Source organism: Micromonospora sp. WMMD737, assembly GCF_049179055.1.
Lineage (GTDB): Bacteria > Actinomycetota > Actinomycetes > Mycobacteriales > Micromonosporaceae > Micromonospora > Micromonospora reichwaldensis.
Map to the genome: position 1 here is coordinate 6,786,999 of NZ_JBMHMH010000001.1, position 17,075 is coordinate 6,804,073.

General features: G+C 75.0%; 14 protein-coding genes. 6 read left to right on the forward strand and 8 right to left on the reverse strand.

The features are described from left to right. Positions 1-14: 14 nt before the first annotated feature. The 3 genes from ACN27A_RS30070 to ACN27A_RS30080 all read left to right on the forward strand — a co-directional run bounded on the left by ACN27A_RS30070 (position 15) and on the right by ACN27A_RS30080 (position 4,799). Positions 15-872, forward strand: a complete 858-nt coding sequence (locus ACN27A_RS30070) for a sulfurtransferase (protein WP_421457879.1) — start codon at positions 15-17, stop codon at positions 870-872. Between the two features lie 163 nt (positions 873-1,035). Then, on the forward strand, positions 1,036-2,217 hold the full coding sequence (locus ACN27A_RS30075; RefSeq protein WP_421457880.1) for an acetoin utilization protein AcuC: 1,182 nt from the start codon (positions 1,036-1,038) through the stop codon (positions 2,215-2,217). Between the two features lie 26 nt (positions 2,218-2,243). Continuing rightward, complete coding sequence (locus ACN27A_RS30080) at positions 2,244-4,799, forward strand: GNAT family N-acetyltransferase (RefSeq protein WP_421457881.1); 2,556 nt, start codon at positions 2,244-2,246, stop codon at positions 4,797-4,799. Positions 4,800-4,841: 42 nt separating this feature from the next. On the opposite strand, the gene ACN27A_RS30085 is transcribed toward ACN27A_RS30080, so the two are convergent. Both ACN27A_RS30085 and sigB read right to left on the reverse strand, forming a co-directional pair. Beyond that, positions 4,842-5,249, reverse strand: a complete 408-nt coding sequence (locus tag ACN27A_RS30085; protein ID WP_421457882.1) for a VOC family protein — start codon at positions 5,247-5,249, stop codon at positions 4,842-4,844. Positions 5,250-5,348: 99 nt separating this feature from the next. Continuing rightward, positions 5,349-6,365: an RNA polymerase sigma factor SigB gene (gene sigB, locus ACN27A_RS30090; RefSeq protein WP_421457883.1), complete on the reverse strand. Its 1,017-nt coding sequence runs from the start codon at positions 6,363-6,365 to the stop codon at positions 5,349-5,351. A gap of 258 nt (positions 6,366-6,623) precedes the next feature. Between sigB and ACN27A_RS30095 the strand changes: the two genes are divergently transcribed. Beyond that, positions 6,624-7,412 (forward strand): sporulation protein, encoded by a 789-nt coding sequence (locus tag ACN27A_RS30095; RefSeq protein ID WP_421458668.1) that lies wholly within the window; start codon positions 6,624-6,626, stop codon positions 7,410-7,412. A gap of 51 nt (positions 7,413-7,463) precedes the next feature. Here ACN27A_RS30095 and ACN27A_RS30100 read toward each other — a convergent pair whose 3' ends face one another. The 4 genes from ACN27A_RS30100 to ACN27A_RS30115 all read right to left on the reverse strand — a co-directional run bounded on the left by ACN27A_RS30100 (position 7,464) and on the right by ACN27A_RS30115 (position 14,343). Beyond that, complete coding sequence (locus ACN27A_RS30100; RefSeq protein WP_421457884.1) at positions 7,464-8,450, reverse strand: TrmB family transcriptional regulator; 987 nt, start codon at positions 8,448-8,450, stop codon at positions 7,464-7,466. A gap of 137 nt (positions 8,451-8,587) precedes the next feature. After that, positions 8,588-12,295, reverse strand: a complete 3,708-nt coding sequence (locus ACN27A_RS30105; RefSeq protein ID WP_421457885.1) for a S8 family serine peptidase — start codon at positions 12,293-12,295, stop codon at positions 8,588-8,590. Positions 12,296-12,436: 141 nt separating this feature from the next. Next, complete coding sequence (gene dtd, locus ACN27A_RS30110) at positions 12,437-12,859, reverse strand: D-aminoacyl-tRNA deacylase (RefSeq protein WP_421457886.1); 423 nt, start codon at positions 12,857-12,859, stop codon at positions 12,437-12,439. Next, entirely contained in the window at positions 12,859-14,343 is a 1,485-nt protein-coding gene (locus ACN27A_RS30115) for a DUF7059 domain-containing protein (protein WP_421457887.1), read from the reverse strand. The genes dtd and ACN27A_RS30115 overlap by 1 nt, the downstream gene beginning before the upstream one ends. Positions 14,344-14,508: 165 nt before the next feature. Here ACN27A_RS30115 and ACN27A_RS30120 point away from each other — a divergent pair, with 165 nt between their 5' ends. Beyond that, entirely contained in the window at positions 14,509-15,090 is a 582-nt protein-coding gene (locus ACN27A_RS30120; protein ID WP_421457888.1) for an HhH-GPD-type base excision DNA repair protein, read from the forward strand. 56 nt (positions 15,091-15,146) lie between these two features. Then, positions 15,147-16,385 (forward strand): low temperature requirement protein A, encoded by a 1,239-nt coding sequence (locus ACN27A_RS30125; RefSeq protein ID WP_421457889.1) that lies wholly within the window; start codon positions 15,147-15,149, stop codon positions 16,383-16,385. Between the two features lie 9 nt (positions 16,386-16,394). On the opposite strand, the gene ACN27A_RS30130 is transcribed toward ACN27A_RS30125, so the two are convergent. Next, complete coding sequence (locus tag ACN27A_RS30130) at positions 16,395-16,706, reverse strand: hypothetical protein (protein ID WP_311413457.1); 312 nt, start codon at positions 16,704-16,706, stop codon at positions 16,395-16,397. A 13-nt stretch (positions 16,707-16,719) separates the two neighbouring features. Beyond that, positions 16,720-17,007, reverse strand: a complete 288-nt coding sequence (locus ACN27A_RS30135; RefSeq protein ID WP_225851882.1) for a hypothetical protein — start codon at positions 17,005-17,007, stop codon at positions 16,720-16,722. Positions 17,008-17,075: the final 68 nt, after the last annotated feature.

Genomic DNA, 17,075 nt, shown 5'->3' on the forward strand with positions numbered 1-17,075 from the left:
GTTGACTGGACGCCATGTCCGCCTCCGATGATCTTCTTGTCGAGGCTGGTCGGCTCGCGGTCGAACTCGGCCAGCCCGACCCGCCCACGCTGCTCGACGTGCGCTGGCGGCTCGTCGGCGCGCCGGGGCGGGAGGACTACGCCGCTGGTCACCTGCCCGGCGCGGTCTTCGTCGACCTGGACACGGCGCTCTGCGGGCCGCCCGGCCCCGCCGGCCGCCACCCGCTGCCCGACCCCGCCGTCCTCCAGGCCGCGCTGCGGGCCGCCGGCGTGCGCGCCGGTCGTCCCGTCGTGGTGTACGACGGCGGCGACGGCATGGCCGCCGCCCGCGCCTGGTGGACCCTGCGCTGGGCGGGCCACCGGCCGGTACGGCTGCTGCACGGCGGCTTCCCGGCGTGGCTGGCCGCCGGGCTGCCCGTCAGCACGGAGGTGCCGACCCCGGAGCCGGGCGACGTGGAGGTGCGGCCCGGAGCGTTGCCGGTGCTCGACGCGGGGGAGGCGGCCCGGTTGGCCGCGGCCGACGACGGTGTCCTGCTCGACGTGCGCGCCGCGCCCCGCTACCGGGGCGAGACCGAGCTGATCGACCCGGTCGCCGGTCACGTCCCCGGCGCGGTGAACCTGCCCGCCGGCGAGTACGTCGCCGAGGGCCGGTTCCCCGCCGCCGAGGCGCTGCGCGAGCGCTTCGCCGCCGCCGGGGTGGGCGACGACCGGCCGGTCGGGGCGTACTGCGGGTCGGGGGTGACCGCCGCGCAGGCCGTGTTCGCGCTGCACCTGGCCGGCCGCCCGGACGCCGCGCTCTACGTCGGCTCGTGGAGCAACTGGGTGGCCGACCCGGCCCGCCCGGTGGGCACCGGAGCGACCCCCACCGCCTGAGCGGGCAACGGGCGCCGGCGGCACCCGTCGGCCGAGCGGGCAGCGGGAACCGGGCGACACCCGGCGACACCCGTTCGGCCGAGCGGAAGCCCGCGCGGACGACACCCGGCGGCTGAGCAGCGCGTGCGCGGGCGTGCCGGGGTGCGCGTGCGACGATGGGGCCATGTCCGACGACACGGTGGTGGTGTGGGACGAGTCGCTGCTCGCCTACGACATGGGGGACCATCCCCTCGACCCGGTACGGGTGGAGCTGACCTTCGCCCTCGCCCGGGAGTTGGGTGTCCTCGCGCGTCCCGGGGTGCGGCTGGTGAAGCCGGAGCCCGCCGACGACGCGCTGCTGAGCCGGGTGCACGACCCGCGCTACCTCGCCGCGGTGAAGGTCGCCCCCCGCGATCCGCTCTTCGCCGGCTTCGGGCTGGGTACCTCCGACAACCCCGTCTTCGAGGGGATGCACGAGTCGAGCGCGCTGGTCGCCGGCGCCACGGTGGCGGCGGCCGAGGCGGTCTGGCGGGGCGAGGCCCGGCGGGCGGTCAACGTGGCCGGCGGCCTGCACCACGCCATGCCGGCCCGGGCGGCCGGGTTCTGCGTCTACAACGATCCGGCGGTGGCCATCGCCCGCCTGCTCGACCTGGGCGCTGAGCGGGTCGCGTACGTGGACGTGGACGTGCACCACGGCGACGGGGTGCAGCAGGTCTTCTGGAACGATCCCCGGGTGCTCACGGTCAGCGTGCACGAGACGCCGCTGGCGCTCTTCCCGGGCACCGGCTTTCCCGACGAGACGGGCGGGCCGGGCGCCGAGGGCAGCGCCGTCAACGTCCCGCTGCCGCCCGGGGTGGACGACGCGGGTTGGCAGCGCGCCTTCCACGCGGTGGTGCCGTCGGTGCTGCGCGCGTTTCGGCCGCAGGTGCTGGTGACGCAGTGCGGGGCCGACGCGCACCGGCTCGACCCGCTCGCCGACCTGAACCTCTCCGTGGACGGGCAGCGCGCCACCTACCTGGCCCTGCGGGCGCTCGCGGACGAGCTCTGCGAGGGCCGCTGGGTGGCCACCGGTGGCGGCGGGTACGCGCTGGTCGAGGTGGTGCCCCGGGCCTGGACGCACCTGCTCGCGGTGGCGGCCGGGGAGCCCGTCGACCCGGCGACGCTGACCCCGCCGGCGTGGCGGGAGCTGGCCGCCGCGCGCCGGCCGGGCCGGCAGATCCCGCTGCGGATGACCGACGACGTGGACCCGGCGTACGAGCCGTGGCAGCCGACCGGCGAGCCGAGCGCCGTGGACCGGGCGATCGCGGCGGCCCGCAAGACCGCCTTCCCGCTGTTCGGGCTCGATCCGCACGACCCGCGCGACTGATCCGGCGGGCGGAGGGGACCGCACAGGTGACCACTGTGGAACAACCGGTGGACGTGCTGCTCAGCGACGGCAGCACCGTGCAGTTGCGGCCGATCCGCCCGTCGGACGGGCCGGGCATCGTGGCGATGCACTCGCGCTTCTCCGAGCGCACCCGCTACCTGCGCTACTTCTCGCCGTACCCGCGCATCCCCGAGCGCGACCTGCAACGCTTCGTCAACGTCGACCACCGCGACCGGGAGGCGTTCGTGGTGCTGGTCGGCGACCGGATCGTCGCCGTCGGCCGCTACGAGCGGCTCGGCCCGCAGGCCCCCGAGGCCGAGGTGGCGTTCGTGGTCGAGGACGCCTACCAGGGCCGGGGCATCGGCTCGGTGCTGCTGGAGCACCTGGCCGACGCCGCCCGCCGCAACGACATCGCCAACTTCGTGGCGGAGGTGCTGCCGGCCAACGGCGCGATGCTGCGGGTCTTCTCCGACTTCGGCTACCAGGTGCAGCGGCAGTTCGCCGACGGCGTGGTGCACCTGAGCTTCCCGATCGCCCCCACCGACGCGACGCTGGAGGTGCAGCGTGGCCGGGAGCACCGCACCGAGGCCCGCTCCGTCGCCCGGCTGCTCGCGCCGCGCGGCGTCGCCGTCTACGGCGCCAGCGCCACCGGGCAGGGCGTCGGCGCGGCGGTGCTCGGGCACCTGCGCGACGGCGGCTACCTCGGCGCGGTGGTCCCGGTGCATCCGGGCGCGACGACGGTCGCCGGGCTGCCCGCGTACTCCTCGGCGGCCGATGCCGGCGTGCCGGTCGACCTGGCCGTGGTGGCGGTCCCACCGGAGGCGGCGATCGAGGTGGTGGCCGACGCGGCCGCCGCGGGGGCGCACGGCCTGGTGGTCATCTCGGCGGGCTTCGCCGAGGCCGGCGGCGAGGGCGCGGCCGCGCAGCGCGCGCTGGTCCGCGCGGCGTACGCGGCGGGCATGCGCGTGGTCGGCCCGAACTGCCTGGGGGTGGCCAACACCGACCCGGCCGTACGCCTCAACGCCACCCTCGCCCCCCGGCTGCCGGTGCCCGGCCGGGTGGGCATCTTCAGCCAGTCCGGCGCGTTCGGGGTGGCGCTGCTGGCCGAGGCCGACCGGCGGGGGCTGGGCCTGTCGAGCTTCGTCTCGGCCGGCAACCGGGCCGACGTCTCGGGAAACGACCTGCTCCAGTACTGGCAGGACGACCCCGGCACCGACGTGATCATGTTGTACCTGGAGACCTTCGGCAACCCGCGCAAGTTCGCCCGGCTGGCGCGCCGGATCGGCCGGGACAAGCCCGTCGTGGCGCTCGCCTCGCCGGCCCGGCCGCCCGGGGTGGGCGACTCCGCCGGCCCGGACGAGGTGGCGGTCGCCGCGCTGTTCGCCCACTCCGGCGTGATCCGGGTGGACACCGTCGCCGAGCTGCTCGACGTCGGGGTGCTGCTGGCCCACCAGCCGCTGCCCGCCGGGCCGCGCGTCGGCGTGGTCGGCAACTCCTCGGCGCTGACGGGGCTGGCGGCCACCGCCTGCGCCGGGCAGGGGCTCACCGTCGCCCGGGGCTACCCGCGCGACGTCGGCCCGCGCGCCGGCGCGGCCGAGTTCGCCGCCGCGCTCGCCGAGGCGGGTGCCGACGACGAGGTGGACGCGCTGGTGGTGGTGTTCGCCCCGCCGCTGCCCGGCCAGCTCACCGACACGGAGGCGGACTTCACGGCCGCGCTGCCGAGCGCGTTCGCCGCCGGCAAGCCGGCCGTGGCGACGTTCCTGGTCGGCCGTACGCCCGCCGGGGTGCCCGCCTATCCGAGCGTGGAGGAGGCCGTGCGCGCCCTCGCCCGGGTCACCGCGTACGCCGACTGGCTGCGCCGGCCCGCCGGGGTGCCGCCGGAACTGCCCCGCGTGGACCGGGCGGCCGCCCACGCCGCCCTGCGCCCGGAGGCCCTCGACCCGGCGGGACTGCTCGCGGCGTACGGGATCGACGTGGTCGAGTCGGTGCCGGCGCGCTCCGCCGCGGAGGCCGTCGACGCGGCGACCCGGCTGGGTTTCCCGGTGGCCCTCAAGGCCGCCGCCCCCGGCCTGCGGCACCGCCTCGACCTCGGCGCGGTCCGGCTCGACCTGCCCGACCCGGCCACGGTGCACCGCGCGTACGCGGAGATGTCGGCGGTCTTCGGCGCGGACGTCCTGGTGCAGCCGATGGTGCCGCCCGGGGTGGCCTGCGTGGTCGAGCTGGTGGAGGACCCGGCGTTCGGCCCGGTGGTCGGCTTCGGGCTGGGCGGGGTCGCCACGGAGCTGCTCGGCGACCGGGCCTGGCGGGCGGTGCCGCTGACCGACCTGGACGCGGCCGAGCTGGTCGACGAGCCCCGGGCGGCGCCGCTGCTGCGCGGGCACCGCGGCGCGGCGCCGGTGGACCGGGCGGCCCTGGCGGACCTGCTGCTGCGGGTCGGCCGACTCGCCGACGAGCAGCCCCGGGTCCGTGCGCTGAGCCTCAACCCGGTGCTCGCCCGCCCCGACGGCATCTCGGTGCTGCACGCCACCGTGCGGGTCGGCTCCGCCGTGGCCCGCCCCGACACCGGCCCCCGCCGCCTCTGAAGTGGCCGCCCTCGCGCCGCGCGGTTCCGGGCGGGGCGGCGGTCAGGCCCGCTCGGAGATCTGTTGCACCGCCCAGGCGTTGCCGTCGGGGTCGGCGAAGAAGAGGAAGCCGACGTTGTCCAGCGGGTCGGGCACCGGGCGGGGGTTCTCGCCGACGACCTGGATCTCGCCGACCTCGACGCCGCGCTCGACCAGCTCGGCCCGCGCCCTGCGCAGGTCGGGCACGACGAGCTGGAGGCCCTTGAGCGAGCCGGGGGGCATCTGCGGCACCACCCCCTTGCCGATCACGATGGAGCAGCCTGAGCCGGGCGGGGTCAGCTGCACGATCCGCGCGTCGTCGCCGAAGGCCGTGTCGTGGTCGACGGCGAAGCCGAGCCGGTCGGCGTAGAACGCCTTGGCCCGGTCCACGTCGGACACCGGCACGACCACCACTTCCAGGGTCCAGTTCATGGCTATTGGTAGCCCGTCGGGCAGCCGGGATCAAGGACCACGGCCCGGACATACGCGAGGCCCCGGCGAACCGCCGGGGCCTCGCGTGGTCCAGGAACGTCAGCAGGCGTACGCCTCCAGGCGCTGCGCCCGCTCCGGGTCACGCAGCTTCAGCAGGGTCACCTTCTCGATCTGCCGGATCCGCTCCCGGGACAGGCCGAACTCCCGGCCGACCTCGTCGAGGGTGCGCTGCCGGCCGTCGTCGAGGCCGAAGCGGAGCCGGATCACGGCCTGCTCCCGCTGCGACAGGGTGGACAGCACGATGCTGACCTCGTTGCGCAGCTCGCCCTGTGCGGCGGCGTCGCCCGGCTCGGCGCTCGGGTCGACGGCGGCGACGAAGTCGCCGAGGGCGCTCTCGCCGTCCTCGCCGACCGCCTGGTCGAGGCTGACCGGCTCCCGGTCGTACGAGATCAGCTCGATGACCTGGAACTCCGGGATGTCCATGGCCCGGGCGACCTCGGCGACGGTGGGCTCGCGGCCCAGCGAGACGGAGAGCTCGCGGCGGGCCCGGACCATGCGGTTGACCTGCTCGACCATGTGCACCGGGATGCGGATGGTGCGGGCCTGGTCGGCCATGGCCCGGGTGATCGCCTGCCGGATCCACCAGGTGGCGTACGTGGAGAACTTGTAGCCCTTGGCGTAGTCGAACTTCTCGACCGCGCGGATCAGGCCGAGGTTGCCCTCCTGGATCAGGTCGAGGAACGCCATGCCGCGACCGGTGTACCGCTTGGCGATGCTGACCACCAGGCGCAGGTTGGCCTCCAGCAGGTGGTCCTTCGCGGCGCGGCCCTGCGCGACGACCAGCCCCAGATCGGCCCGCAACTCCGCCGAGACGGGGGTGCAGGTCGCGAGTTTCTCCTCGGCGAACAGCCCGGCCTCGATCCGCTTGGCGAGGTCGACCTCCTGGGCGGCGGTCAGCAGCTTCGTCCGGCCGATCCCGTTCAGGTATGCCCGGACCAGGTCCGTGGAGACGCCGCGCTCGTCGGTGGCGTCGAGGTCGGTCAGGGTGTCGGTGGCGCTCGCGGCCTCGGTGGTGCCGGCCGGGCGCGTCCGGTGCTCCGTCATCTGCAGGGCCATCTCAGTTTCTCCCCGTGTCCACGTCTGTGCCGTTCGATCCGGCCCAGTGGTGCCGGTGTGACACACAGCTTGGCGGGCGGGGCGTGAAACGGGAGTGAGGCGATCGGGGAACCGACACGAATTCCGTCGATGCCCTGCTCAGCGTGGGCGGCTCGTCGCCGAGCGCTGGTTGCCGCCGGCGGTTACCGTGCCAGCGGTCGGCCCGCACGGCCGGCCCGCCGGCGACGTCGGCGTACCGAACAGGTTGTGGAGGGTGTCGTGGTCTTCAAGCGGCTCATGCAGGCGATGGGTGTGGGTGGCCCGTCCGTGGAAACCGTGCTGACGAATCCGAACTGCCGCCCCGGCGGCCAGCTGGAGGGCGTCATCCACGTGGCCGGCGGCGACCACCCCGTGGACGTGTCGTACGTCGCCCTGGGCCTGGTCACCCGGGTCGAGGTCGAGAGCGGCGACAACGACTACGAGACCACGCAGGAGTTCCACCGGCAGGCCGCGACTGGCGCCTTCCAGCTCGCCCCGGGGCAGCGCCACGACATCCCGTTCCGCTTCGCCGTGCCGTGGGAGACGCCGCTCACCGAGCTGTACGGGCAGCACCTGCACGGGATGACGATGGGGCTGCGGACGGAGCTGGAGGTGGCCCGCGCGGTGGACAAGGGCGACCTGGACGCGGTGGCGGTGCACCCGCTGCCGTCCCAGCAGAAGATCCTGGAGGCGTTCCTGCGGCTGGGCTTCCGGTTCGCCCGGGCCGACGTGGAGCGGGGCCACATCTACGGCGTACGGCAGACCCTGCCCTTCTACCAGGAGATCGAGTTCTACCCGGCGCCGCAGTACGCCGGGGCGATCAACCAGCTGGAGGTCACCCTCGTCACCGACCCGCAGCAGATCCAGGTGGTGCTGGAGCTGGACAAGCGCGGCGGGCTGTTCACCGAGGGCCGGGACGCCTTCGGCCGCTTCGCCGTCGACCACGCCACCGCGGAGCGCACCGACTTCGCCCCCCAGCTCGACGGCTGGATCCGTCAGTCGCTGCAACGCCGCGGCCTCTTCTCCTGACGCCACGGTGTGCGCCGGCCCTGCCGCGGGCCCGCCGGGCCCACGGCCCCGTCAGGCCCAGCCGTGGCGCGCGGCGTGCCAGCCGAGCTGCATCCGGGTCTGCACCCCCGCGAGGTCCATGAGGTGGCGCAGGCGCCGCTGGAGGGTCCGCAACGACAGGTCGAGCTGGGCGGCGACGACCGGGTCGGTGAGCCCGGCCACCAGCAGCGCCATGATCTTCCGGTCGAGTTCGGTCGGGCCGTCGGCCGCCTGGCGGTCGGCGCTGTCGCCGGCGGGGGCGGTCAGCGCCGAGGAGTCGAGCGGGTGGGCGTGCCGCCAGACGATCTCGAAAAGCGCGTCCATCGCCGCCAGCAGCCCGGTGCGGTGCAGCAGCACCGCACCGGGCTCGCCACCGGGTACGGCGGTCAGCGGCACCAGGGCCAGCTCCGCGTCGGCCAGGATCAGCTTGATCGGCAGGTGGTCGACCACCCGCACCTCGACGCCGTCGCGCAGCGACTCCAGCGTCTCGGCGACCACCCCCGGTTCGGCCAGTGTCGGCCGGTCGATGACGACGCGAAAGCGCACCCCCTGGCCGACCGCCGCCGACTCCACCGCGTTGGCGCCCGGCGGTACGGCGATGAACGGGGTGGTGACGAAGCTGCGTACCTGCGTTCGGGCGGCGTGCTGCACCTGCGCGAACCGGTGCCGGACGGCGTCGACGCCGCTGACCACCTCGATCAGCTCGTCGATGGTGCGCCCCGCGATCGACGAGCGGTACTCCTCGGCGAGCCGGACCAACGCGAGTTCCGCGTTGTGCAGGGCGCCCCGCTGCTCGCTGATCAGCGCCCCGAGCGCGACGGCGGGCGGCGCCACCGAGAACTGCCCGTCCGGACCTCGCTTCACCAGGCCGTACGCGGTCAGCTGCGACAGCGCCGCCTCGACCGTCGCGGCGGGCAGCCGCAGGGCGTCGCCCAGCTCGGCGGGCCCGGCCTGGCCCCGCCGGACCAGCAGGCCGTAGACCGCCTCGTCCTCGGGGCTCAGACCCAACGCGCCCAGCATCGGTGGCTGCCTCCCTCTGCCCGCTGCGGCAGGCAGAGTATGGGACACGGACACCGGTCCTGACCAGCCCGGGAAGGCCGACGGGTCGTCGGGAAGGGCCCCGGAACGCGCCGCGTCCCGGGGCCCCGCCAACCATCTCACCGCAGGCCGTACGCCCGGATGAGTTCCTGCCGGATGCCGAAGCCGGCGTCCGTCCTGGCGCCGGCCCGCACCGACACGAAGCCGCCCGGCTGCTTCGGCAGGGCGAGCGAGCCGGTCCAGCGGTCACCCGCGCCCTTGCGCAGCGTGACCTTCCGCCAGGTGGCGCCGTCGTCGTACGAGACGTCCAGCGTGACCGACGTGACAGTGCCGGTGCCGGTGCCGCCCGGCTGCGGCCCGGCCTTGACGCTGATCCGCTGGGTGGTGCCCGCCTTCACGTCGCCGCGCAGGTCGGTCTCCAGCGCGTAGTCGAGCTGGAGCAGCGCGAACGGGACGAAGGTGTCGGCGGTGTTGGAGCCGGAGACGAAGTCCCACTCGGTGTGCGTGCGGGTGGACAGCCGCCACCGGTCGGCCGGCCGCGAGGCGTCCAGCACCAGGCGGTACGGCAGCGTGCCGGCCGGCACCTCCGCCCACTGCAGGTCCGCGTTCCAGGTGTTCTCGTCCACCAGCTTGTCGTCCTGGTAGAGCTTGAGGTGGGTCGGCACCGAGCCCCACTCCATGTTGCCGCCGTGCTCCAGCACGTCGTCCGACGGGCTCCAGGCCTGCACGTTCAGGGTCATGTAGTCCCGGTAGCGGCTGTTGCGCACCCCGAACGCCCGGCTGAAGGCCGGCCGGACGGCCGGCGCGAACCAGTCCAGCCTGGTCGTGCTGCCCTTGGCGTACGTGTTCAGGTAGGCCGTGTCGGTCCAGCCGCCCTGGTCGTGCACCTCGTGCCAGACCACGTCGGGCGTGACCCACTCGGTGCGGGTGCCCGGGTGCGACTCGGGCTCCTGGAAGCCGAACGAGGGGCTGAAGACCATGTCGTAGCGGTAGCCGGAGCCGGGGGAGTCCACGGCCGCGTGGTAGCGGGCGTCGATCCGGCCCAGGTCCCGCTGCCGGGGGTGGTAGGCGAGCGGCCGGTCCGGCACCTGTCCGGGCCAGACGCGGGCCAGGTCGTAGACGTAGCCGGCGTACGGGGTCCGCGTGACGGTCAGCTTGCGCGGCCCGCCCCGGGTCGCGGCGATGAGCTGCCTGCCGGCGTCGCGGTGCACGGTGGCGACGGGGATGGCGGACTCGCCGACGTACTCGTTGAGGATGCCGGCGCCGTCGTTGACGACCAGCAGCAGCTTCGCCCCGGCGGCCACCGCAGCGGCGGCGCGGGCGGTGGGGTCGACCGCGTCGCTGCGGGTCACCACCACGGCCCGGCCCTTGACGTCGAGGCCGGCGTACTCGTCCGCGGCGCCGGTGCCCGCGTGGACCGGGCGCAGGGTCTCGGTGCCGGCGGTGATCGTGCTGCCCGGCTGCACCGTGGCGTCGATGGGGGCCCGGCCGGGGACGCGCAGGCTCAGCATCGGCTCGCCCTTGCGCCACCGCGCCGCCATGGTGAACGACACCGCGCCGACCCGCTCGGTCGGCAGGACGTACAGGTCGTCGTAGCGGATCGGCAGCTGGTACGCCGCCCGGAAGTCGCTGCCGTCGGCGTACCCGACGGTGTAGTCCAGCTTGCGCTGCCGGTCCTCGGTCCGCTCCGGCGCGGTGGTGTCGAGCAGGCGGGCCCGGCGCGCGTCCAGCACCACCTCGGCGCCCCGGTCGAGCACGGTCTCCGGGTCCACCAGCAGGGCGAAGCCGAGCCGGTCGGACCGCTCGCCGGGGACGTCCAGCACGGCCTCCACCGTGTAGGTCCCCTTCGGCAGCCGCAGCGTCCGCTCGCCGGTGACCGGATACTGCCCGGGGTTGACGTCGCCGGCCCGGTTCACCAGGACCGTCGCGCTGGCCGGCTTGCCGTCGCGGCCGACCAGCTTGACCTTCAGGTCGTACCGCTCGTTCTCCTTGAGCAGCCCCAGCGCGGTACGGGTGACCGCCGTGCCGGTGGCGGCGTCGGTGCCGACCAGGTAGCCGGTCAGCTCGCCGTGGGCGTCGCCGCGCGGGTCACCGGTGACCGCCACGTCGGCGCTGCCGCCCGCCGGCACGGTCACCGAGGAGGCGCCCAGCGCGAACGGGCCGCCGCCGGTCAGGGCGAGGTCGAGGGTCACGGCGGCGGTGCCGGAGTTGGTGAAGGTCACCGACCGGGTGACCGGGGCGTCGGTCGGCTCGTGCGGCCAGTCGAAGTTGCCGAAGAACGCCGAGCCGGTGGCGCGTACGGTGCCGCGCACCGCCGCCGCCACGTCCAGCCGACCGGTGCCCACCTGGTACGGGCGGTACTCGCCGGACAGGCCCTTCGCGCTGCTCATCAGGGCGTCCTTGAGCTGCTGACCGGACCAGTCGGGGTGCCGCTGGGCGAGGATCGCGGCGGCCCCGGCGACGTGCGGCGTGGCCATCGAGGTGCCGTCCATGCCCTGGTACGCGCCCTCGCCGGCGGCCTGCTGCGAGCGGGCCGCGACGATCCCGACGCCGGGCGCGGCGAGGTCCGGCTTGAGCGCGCCGGTGCGGGCCAGCGGGCCGGTGCTGGAGAAGCCCGCCAGCGCGTCCTGCTTGTCGACCGCGCCGACCGTCAGCGCGCTCGGCGCGGTGCCGGGCGACCCGATGGTCTGCGGGCCGGCGTTGCCGGAGGCGACGACGAAGAGGGTGCCGTGCCGCGCGGAGAGCGTCTCCACGGCGGCGGTCATCGGGTCGGTGCCGTCGGTCAGCGAGCCGTCGCCGAGGCTCATGTTGACCACGTCGGCCCCGGACTCGGCCGCCCACTGCATGCCGGCGATGATCCAGGAGTCCAGGCCGTACCCGCCGTTGTCGAGCACCTTGCCGACGATCAGGTCCGCGCCCGGGGCGACGCCCCGGTTGCCGCCGCCGGAGGCCGCGCCGGTGCCGGCGATCGTCGAGGCGACGTGGGTGCCGTGCCCGTTGACGTCGGAGGTGTCCTCGCCCGGCACGAAGCTGACCTTGTCGTCGACCTGGTCGACCAGGTCCGGGTGGCCGGGGTCGACCCCGGTGTCGAGCACCGCGACCCGCACCCCACTGCCGTCGTACCCGGCGGCCCACGCGGCGGGCGCGCCGACCTGGGGCACGCTCTCCTTCAGCGCCGCCGTCACCCGGCCGTCGAGCCAGAGCTTCGTCACCCCGCCGCCGAGGGCCCTGGCCGGCGCCGCCGCCGTGGCGGGCGCGACGGTGGACCAGAGGGTGCGGGCCTGCTTCTTCTCGGTGGTCAGGGCCGCGCCCTGGATGCTGGGCAGGTCGCGGACCAGCTTCGCGCCGCGCGGTGGCGCCGGCTTCGCCGTGCGGGCCTTCGCCGGGGTGTACGACGCGATCAGCGGCAGCGTCGGCGTCTTCGCGTCGTCGTACCCCATCTCGATGAGGTCGGTGACGTTGAACAGCCGCCGGTCGAGCTTGTCGCTGTCCAGCAGCGGCAGGGCCTCGTCGGGCAGGACGTACAGGTCGTCGCCGCTCTGCCGGAAGCGCACGCCGCCGGTGGCGTCGTCGGGCCGGTCGACCTCGGCGGTGGCCTTGCCGTCGGCGAAGGTGGTCACCGTGACCACGTCGCCGGTGATCAGGGTGACCGTGTGGGTGCCTCGGGCGACCGCTGGGGCGGCCGGGCCGGCCGGGGGCGGGGCGGCCGCCGTGGCCGGCGTCTGGATCGCGGCGAGGCCGGCCGCGACCAGACCGGCCGACGCGGCGGCGGCGGTCAGGCGCCGTCTCGCGTAGACCCAGGTGAAGGGCTGTGAGGGGGATGACATGCGACGGTTCTACCGTCGTCGCTGCATTCGCGTGAACAGTTGCCGGCGGCGGGGTTGTGCCACGGCGCGACTCCGCCACCGGCTTGTCGTGGGTGGTGGTCGGCCTGAGCGGCGATGGCGGGCGGGTGCACGCCGGGCCGGTCAGATGTCGAGCAGCACCGTACGGGGGCCTACGTTGACGCTCTCGACCAGCATGTGGGCGCGGAAGCGGCCGGTCTCCACCTTCGCGCCCCGGGTGCGCAGCGCCGCCACGACCTCCGTCACCAGGGGCTCCGCGACCTCGGCCGGGGCCGCCGCCGTCCAGCTCGGACGGCGGCCCTTGCGGGCGTCGCCGTAGAGGGTGAACTGGCTGACCACCAGGACCGGCGCGCCGGTGTCCGCCGCGGACCGCTCCTCGTCGAGGATCCGCAGCTCGTGTACCTTGCGGGCCATGGTCAGGGCGGTCTCCACGGTGTCGGTGTGGGTCACCCCGAGCAGCACCAGCAGCCCGTCGTCGATCGCGCCGACCACCTCGCCGTCGACCGTCACGGCGGCCCGGCCGACGGTCTGCACCACGGCCCGCATCAGCCGGTCACCGGCTCGATGAAGCCGCGCTCGACGAGGTGCGCGACGATCGGCCCGGCCGCCTCGGCCAGCTCCCCGGGGGCGACGTCGTGCGCGGCGGCGAGCAGGGCGAGCTGGTCGCGTAGCGCCAGCCGCCCGTCGGCGCCGCCGACCAGGGCCAGGACGAGCGGGTCGATCTCCTCGGTCCAGCGCAGGCCGTGCGGCATGGCCAGCACCTGCCGGTCCACCGCCCAGCCCTCGTCGCCCATGGTGGCCTCCTGCCGCAGCTGGAGGCCCTCGGCGGCCCGGAAGCGGGCGGCGAGCAGCCCGTCGGTGTCGCGGGCGCGCAGCCAGTCCTGGCGGTCGAACCACGTGTCGACCCGGTCGCCGAGCGGCGCCTCCACCCGCTGGCGCAGGTCCTCCACCCGCACGACCGGGTCGTCGTGGCCCGAGCGGCGCAGCGAGACGATGCCGAAGCCGACCGCCTCCACCTTGTGCGCGTCGAACCAGTCCAGCCAGTCCGCCATCCGGCGCGGGTCGGCCGCCTCGCCGACGTCGGTGAGCCACAGGTTGACGTACGCCATCGGGTCGGCCACCTCACGCTGGATGACCCAGGCGTCCAGCCCCGTGCCGGCGAACCAGCCGGTCACCCGCTCGCCCCAGTCCTCCCCGGCGACGTGCACCCAGTTGGCCAGGTACTGCATCGTGCCGCCCTCGGTGAGCAGGCCCGGCGCGGCGGCGGCCAGTTCCGCGCCGATCGCGTCGCCGACCCGCCCCGAGTCGCGGTAGACGTGCGTGGTGGTGCCGGGGCCCACCACGAACGGCGGGTTGCTCACCACCAGGTCGAAGCGCCTCCCGGCGACGGGGGCGACCATGTCACCACGGAGGAGTTCCCAGTCCTGGCCGTTGAGCGCGGCGGTGGTGGCGGCGAAGCGCAGCGCCCGCGCCGACAGGTCGGTGGCGGTGACCCGCCGCGCGTGGCTGGCCAGGTGCAGGGCCTGCACGCCGGACCCGGTGCCCAGGTCCAGCGCGGACTCGACGGGCCGGCGGACGGTCGCGCCGATCAGCGTCTGCGTCGCCCCGCCGATGCCGAGCACGTGCTCGGCGTGCAGCGGGCGGCCGGGCCGGGCACTGGCCGGCACGTCGGCGAGCACCCACCACTCGTCCCCGTACGGCTCCAGGTCCACCCCCATCCGCAGCCCGTCGCCGTGCCGCTCGACCAGACCTCCGGCGAGCGCCTCGGCCAGCGCCAGCGGCGCCAGCGCGGCGGCCACGGCATCTTCCGGCTCGGTCTGCTCGCAGACGAACACCCGGATCAGGGTGCCGAGCGGGTCGCGGTCCTCGGTGGCGCGCAGCGCGGCCCGGAAGTCGTTGCGGGCCACCCCGCCGGTGGCCTGCGGGCCGAGCCGGGTGGCGATGCCGTTCGAGGTGAACCCGGCCCGCGTCAGCGCGGTCCGTAGCGCCTCGACGCCGGCGGGGGAGAGCAACATGTCGTGTCCGTCCACGTCGCCATCCTGCCTGGTGCCCGGCGGCGGGGTCCGGCCACCCGGGGGATCAGCGCACGCAGCCGGGCCACCTGCGCTCCGTCGCCGGCACGCGCCTGCCGACACGTGCGTCGCCAACTGCGGCGTACGCGCCTCCGCCGTCTCCGGTCAGGGCAGGATGGCGCCATGACGCTCGCACTGCCCATCGACCCCGAGGCCAACGAACTCGTCAACCGGGATCCGCTGGCCCTGTTGCTGGGGATGGTCCTCGACCAGCAGGTGCCGATGGAGAAGGCGTTCTCCTCGCCGTACGTGCTGGCGCAGCGCCTCGGGCGCGACCTGGACGCCCGGGAGCTGGCCGACCACGACCCGGAGGCGCTGGTCGCCCTGTTCGCCCAGCCGCCGGCGCTGCACCGCTTCCCGAAGGCGATGGCGGCCCGGGTGCAGGAGGTGTGCCGGACCCTCGTCGACCGGTACGACGGCGACGCCACCGGGCTCTGGTCGGACGTGGCCGACGGCCGGGAGCTGCTGCGCCGGGTCGGTGAGCTGCCCGGCTTCGGCAGGCAGAAGGCGCAGATCTTCGTCGCGCTGCTCGGCAAGCGGTTCGGGGTCACGCCAAGGGACTGGCGGGAGGCGGCCGGCGACTACGGTGACCCGGACGCCCAGCGGTCGGTGGCCGACGTCACCGACGCGGACTCGCTGCGCCGGGTGCGCGAGTACAAGCAGCAGATGAAGGCGGCGGCGAAGGCGAAGTCCGGCGAGGGCTGACGCAACCGCGCCGTCGTGGCGGTCGTTGTAGCCAGGATGGCGACGACGGACAGCCGATGACGGACGAACGCGGCGGGCGGTTGCTGCGGCCGGAGGACAGCTCGCCCAGGGCCACCTTCCTGGAGCTCTTCTTCGACCTGGTCTTCGTCTTCGCGCTGACCCGGGTCTCGCTGCGTCTGGTCGAGGGCACCGGAGGCTCCGTCGGGACGCTGCTGGCCGAGATCGGGCGCACGGGCGTGCTCTTCCTGGCCCTGTGGCTGCTCTGGTCGATCACCACCTGGGTCACCAGCCGGTACGAGCCGGAGCAGCCGGTGATCCAGTTCGTCGTGGTCGGGACGATGTTCGGCGCCATGGTGATGGCCGTGGCGCTGCCCCGGGCGTTCGAGGACCGGGCACCCTCGTTCGTGCTGGCGTACCTGGCGGTGATGCTCGTCCGGCCTCTGATCATCGCCACGGCCCTGCGCCGCCATCCGCGCCGCACGGTCCCGCTGCGGCTCCTCGCCTGGGCCGCCGCGGGGGCCGTGCCGTGGCTGACCGGCGCGGTCGGGCCGGAGGAACTGCGCCTGCCACTCTGGGCGCTCGCCGTGGCCGTCGACTTCGCCGGCCTGCTGCTCGGCTGGCCGCTGCCCCGGCTGGGCCCGGCGCGCACCGCCGGCTGGCTGATCGCCGGTGAGCACCTGGCCGACCGCTACCAGCAGATCTTCCTCATCTCGCTGGGGGAGACCATCCTGGTCATCGGGCTGACGTACAGCGGCGCGGAGTTCACCGCCGACCGGGCCGGCGCCTTCGCGACCGCCTTCGCCACCACGGCGCTGCTCTGGCGGATCTACTTCCACCGGGCGGGTCACCTGCTCGCCGAGGCGCTGCGGGTGGCCCGGTCGCCCGGGCGGCTGGGCACCTCCGCCAGCAGCACCCATCTGGTCATCGTGGTCGGCGTGCTGAGCACCGCCGTCGGTTACGAACTGGTGATCGCGCACCCGCACGGCCGGACCGACCCGACCTGGCTGGTCTTCGTCGTCGGCGGCCCGGCGATCTTCCTGGCGGCCCGGGCCCGCTTCGAGTACGAGATCTTCGGCCGGGTGTCCCGGTCTCGGGTGGCGGGCCTGCTGGTGTTGCTCCTGCTGGGCCCGGCGCTCACCCTGGTGTCGCCGATGGTGGCCCTGGCGCTGGTCGCCGTGGTGCTGGCGGGGGTGGCGTCCGCCGACGCGTGGCGCAGCAGGGGCCGCCCGCCCGAGTCGGCCGCGTCGCCGCTCGGGCACGGCGGGACCGGTGGGGGCGAGTTCCCCGCGCCGTGACGGGGCGGGTCAGGCGGCGGTCGGCCGGGAGAGGGCGGCCAGCGCCCGCCGGACGTCGGCGAGGGAGACCGTGGCCGAGTCGTCCAGGTCTGCCAGGCCGGCCTCGATCCACTGCCGCATGAGGGTGGTGACCCCGATGCCGCGTGCGTCGGCGGCGGCGCGGACCCGCTCGTACGTCTCCAGCGGCAGGCGCACCGAGCGGCTGACCATGGGGGTGTCGGTGTCGGGGGTGGGAAGCTCCACCTGCTGGCTCCCGTCGATCAGCTCCGCGAGCCGGTCACCGCCGCTGTGGAACTGCTTGGTCGCGTCGTTACGGTTCATCGTCACCGCCTCCTCATCGGCGAGATCTCCGCACGGCCTCGTCGTAGCGTTTCGCCTCGACGTCGCTCAGCTCGCGGGCGGAGAGGATGTCCCAGTCGTTGTCGGTGCCGTCGGCCTCGGCGAGCAGCACGGCCAGCCGACGCCCCCGGCGGGCGGCGGCGTAGACGACCATCACGTCGTCGCCGAGGTGTCGGATGACCCGGCGGGTGCTGTGCAGCGCCTCCCAGACTTCCCCGGGCGTGACGTCGTAGACCCTCAGGTTGGCCAACGCCTCGTCGGTGAAGCTGAACCTGCTGCCCACGGCGCGAGCGTACCACGCAGGTAACACGGGGCCGGGTCGAGCGATTTTCGCTGATCACGCGCCGCAGG

Coding starts and splice junctions, on each gene's coding strand:
- ACN27A_RS30070 (WP_421457879.1), top strand. CDS start 15: ATGTCCGCCTCCGATGATCTTCTTGTCGAGGCTGGTCGGCTCGCGGTC.
- ACN27A_RS30075 (WP_421457880.1), top strand. CDS start 1,036: ATGTCCGACGACACGGTGGTGGTGTGGGACGAGTCGCTGCTCGCCTAC.
- ACN27A_RS30085 (WP_421457882.1), bottom strand. CDS start 5,249: ATGAACTGGACCCTGGAAGTGGTGGTCGTGCCGGTGTCCGACGTGGAC.
- sigB (WP_421457883.1), bottom strand. CDS start 6,365: ATGGCCCTGCAGATGACGGAGCACCGGACGCGCCCGGCCGGCACCACC.
- ACN27A_RS30100 (WP_421457884.1), bottom strand. CDS start 8,450: ATGCTGGGCGCGTTGGGTCTGAGCCCCGAGGACGAGGCGGTCTACGGC.
- ACN27A_RS30105 (WP_421457885.1), bottom strand. CDS start 12,295: ATGTCATCCCCCTCACAGCCCTTCACCTGGGTCTACGCGAGACGGCGC.
- dtd (WP_421457886.1), bottom strand. CDS start 12,859: ATGCGGGCCGTGGTGCAGACCGTCGGCCGGGCCGCCGTGACGGTCGAC.
- ACN27A_RS30120 (WP_421457888.1), top strand. CDS start 14,509: ATGACGCTCGCACTGCCCATCGACCCCGAGGCCAACGAACTCGTCAAC.
- ACN27A_RS30125 (WP_421457889.1), top strand. CDS start 15,147: ATGACGGACGAACGCGGCGGGCGGTTGCTGCGGCCGGAGGACAGCTCG.
- ACN27A_RS30130 (WP_311413457.1), bottom strand. CDS start 16,706: ATGAACCGTAACGACGCGACCAAGCAGTTCCACAGCGGCGGTGACCGG.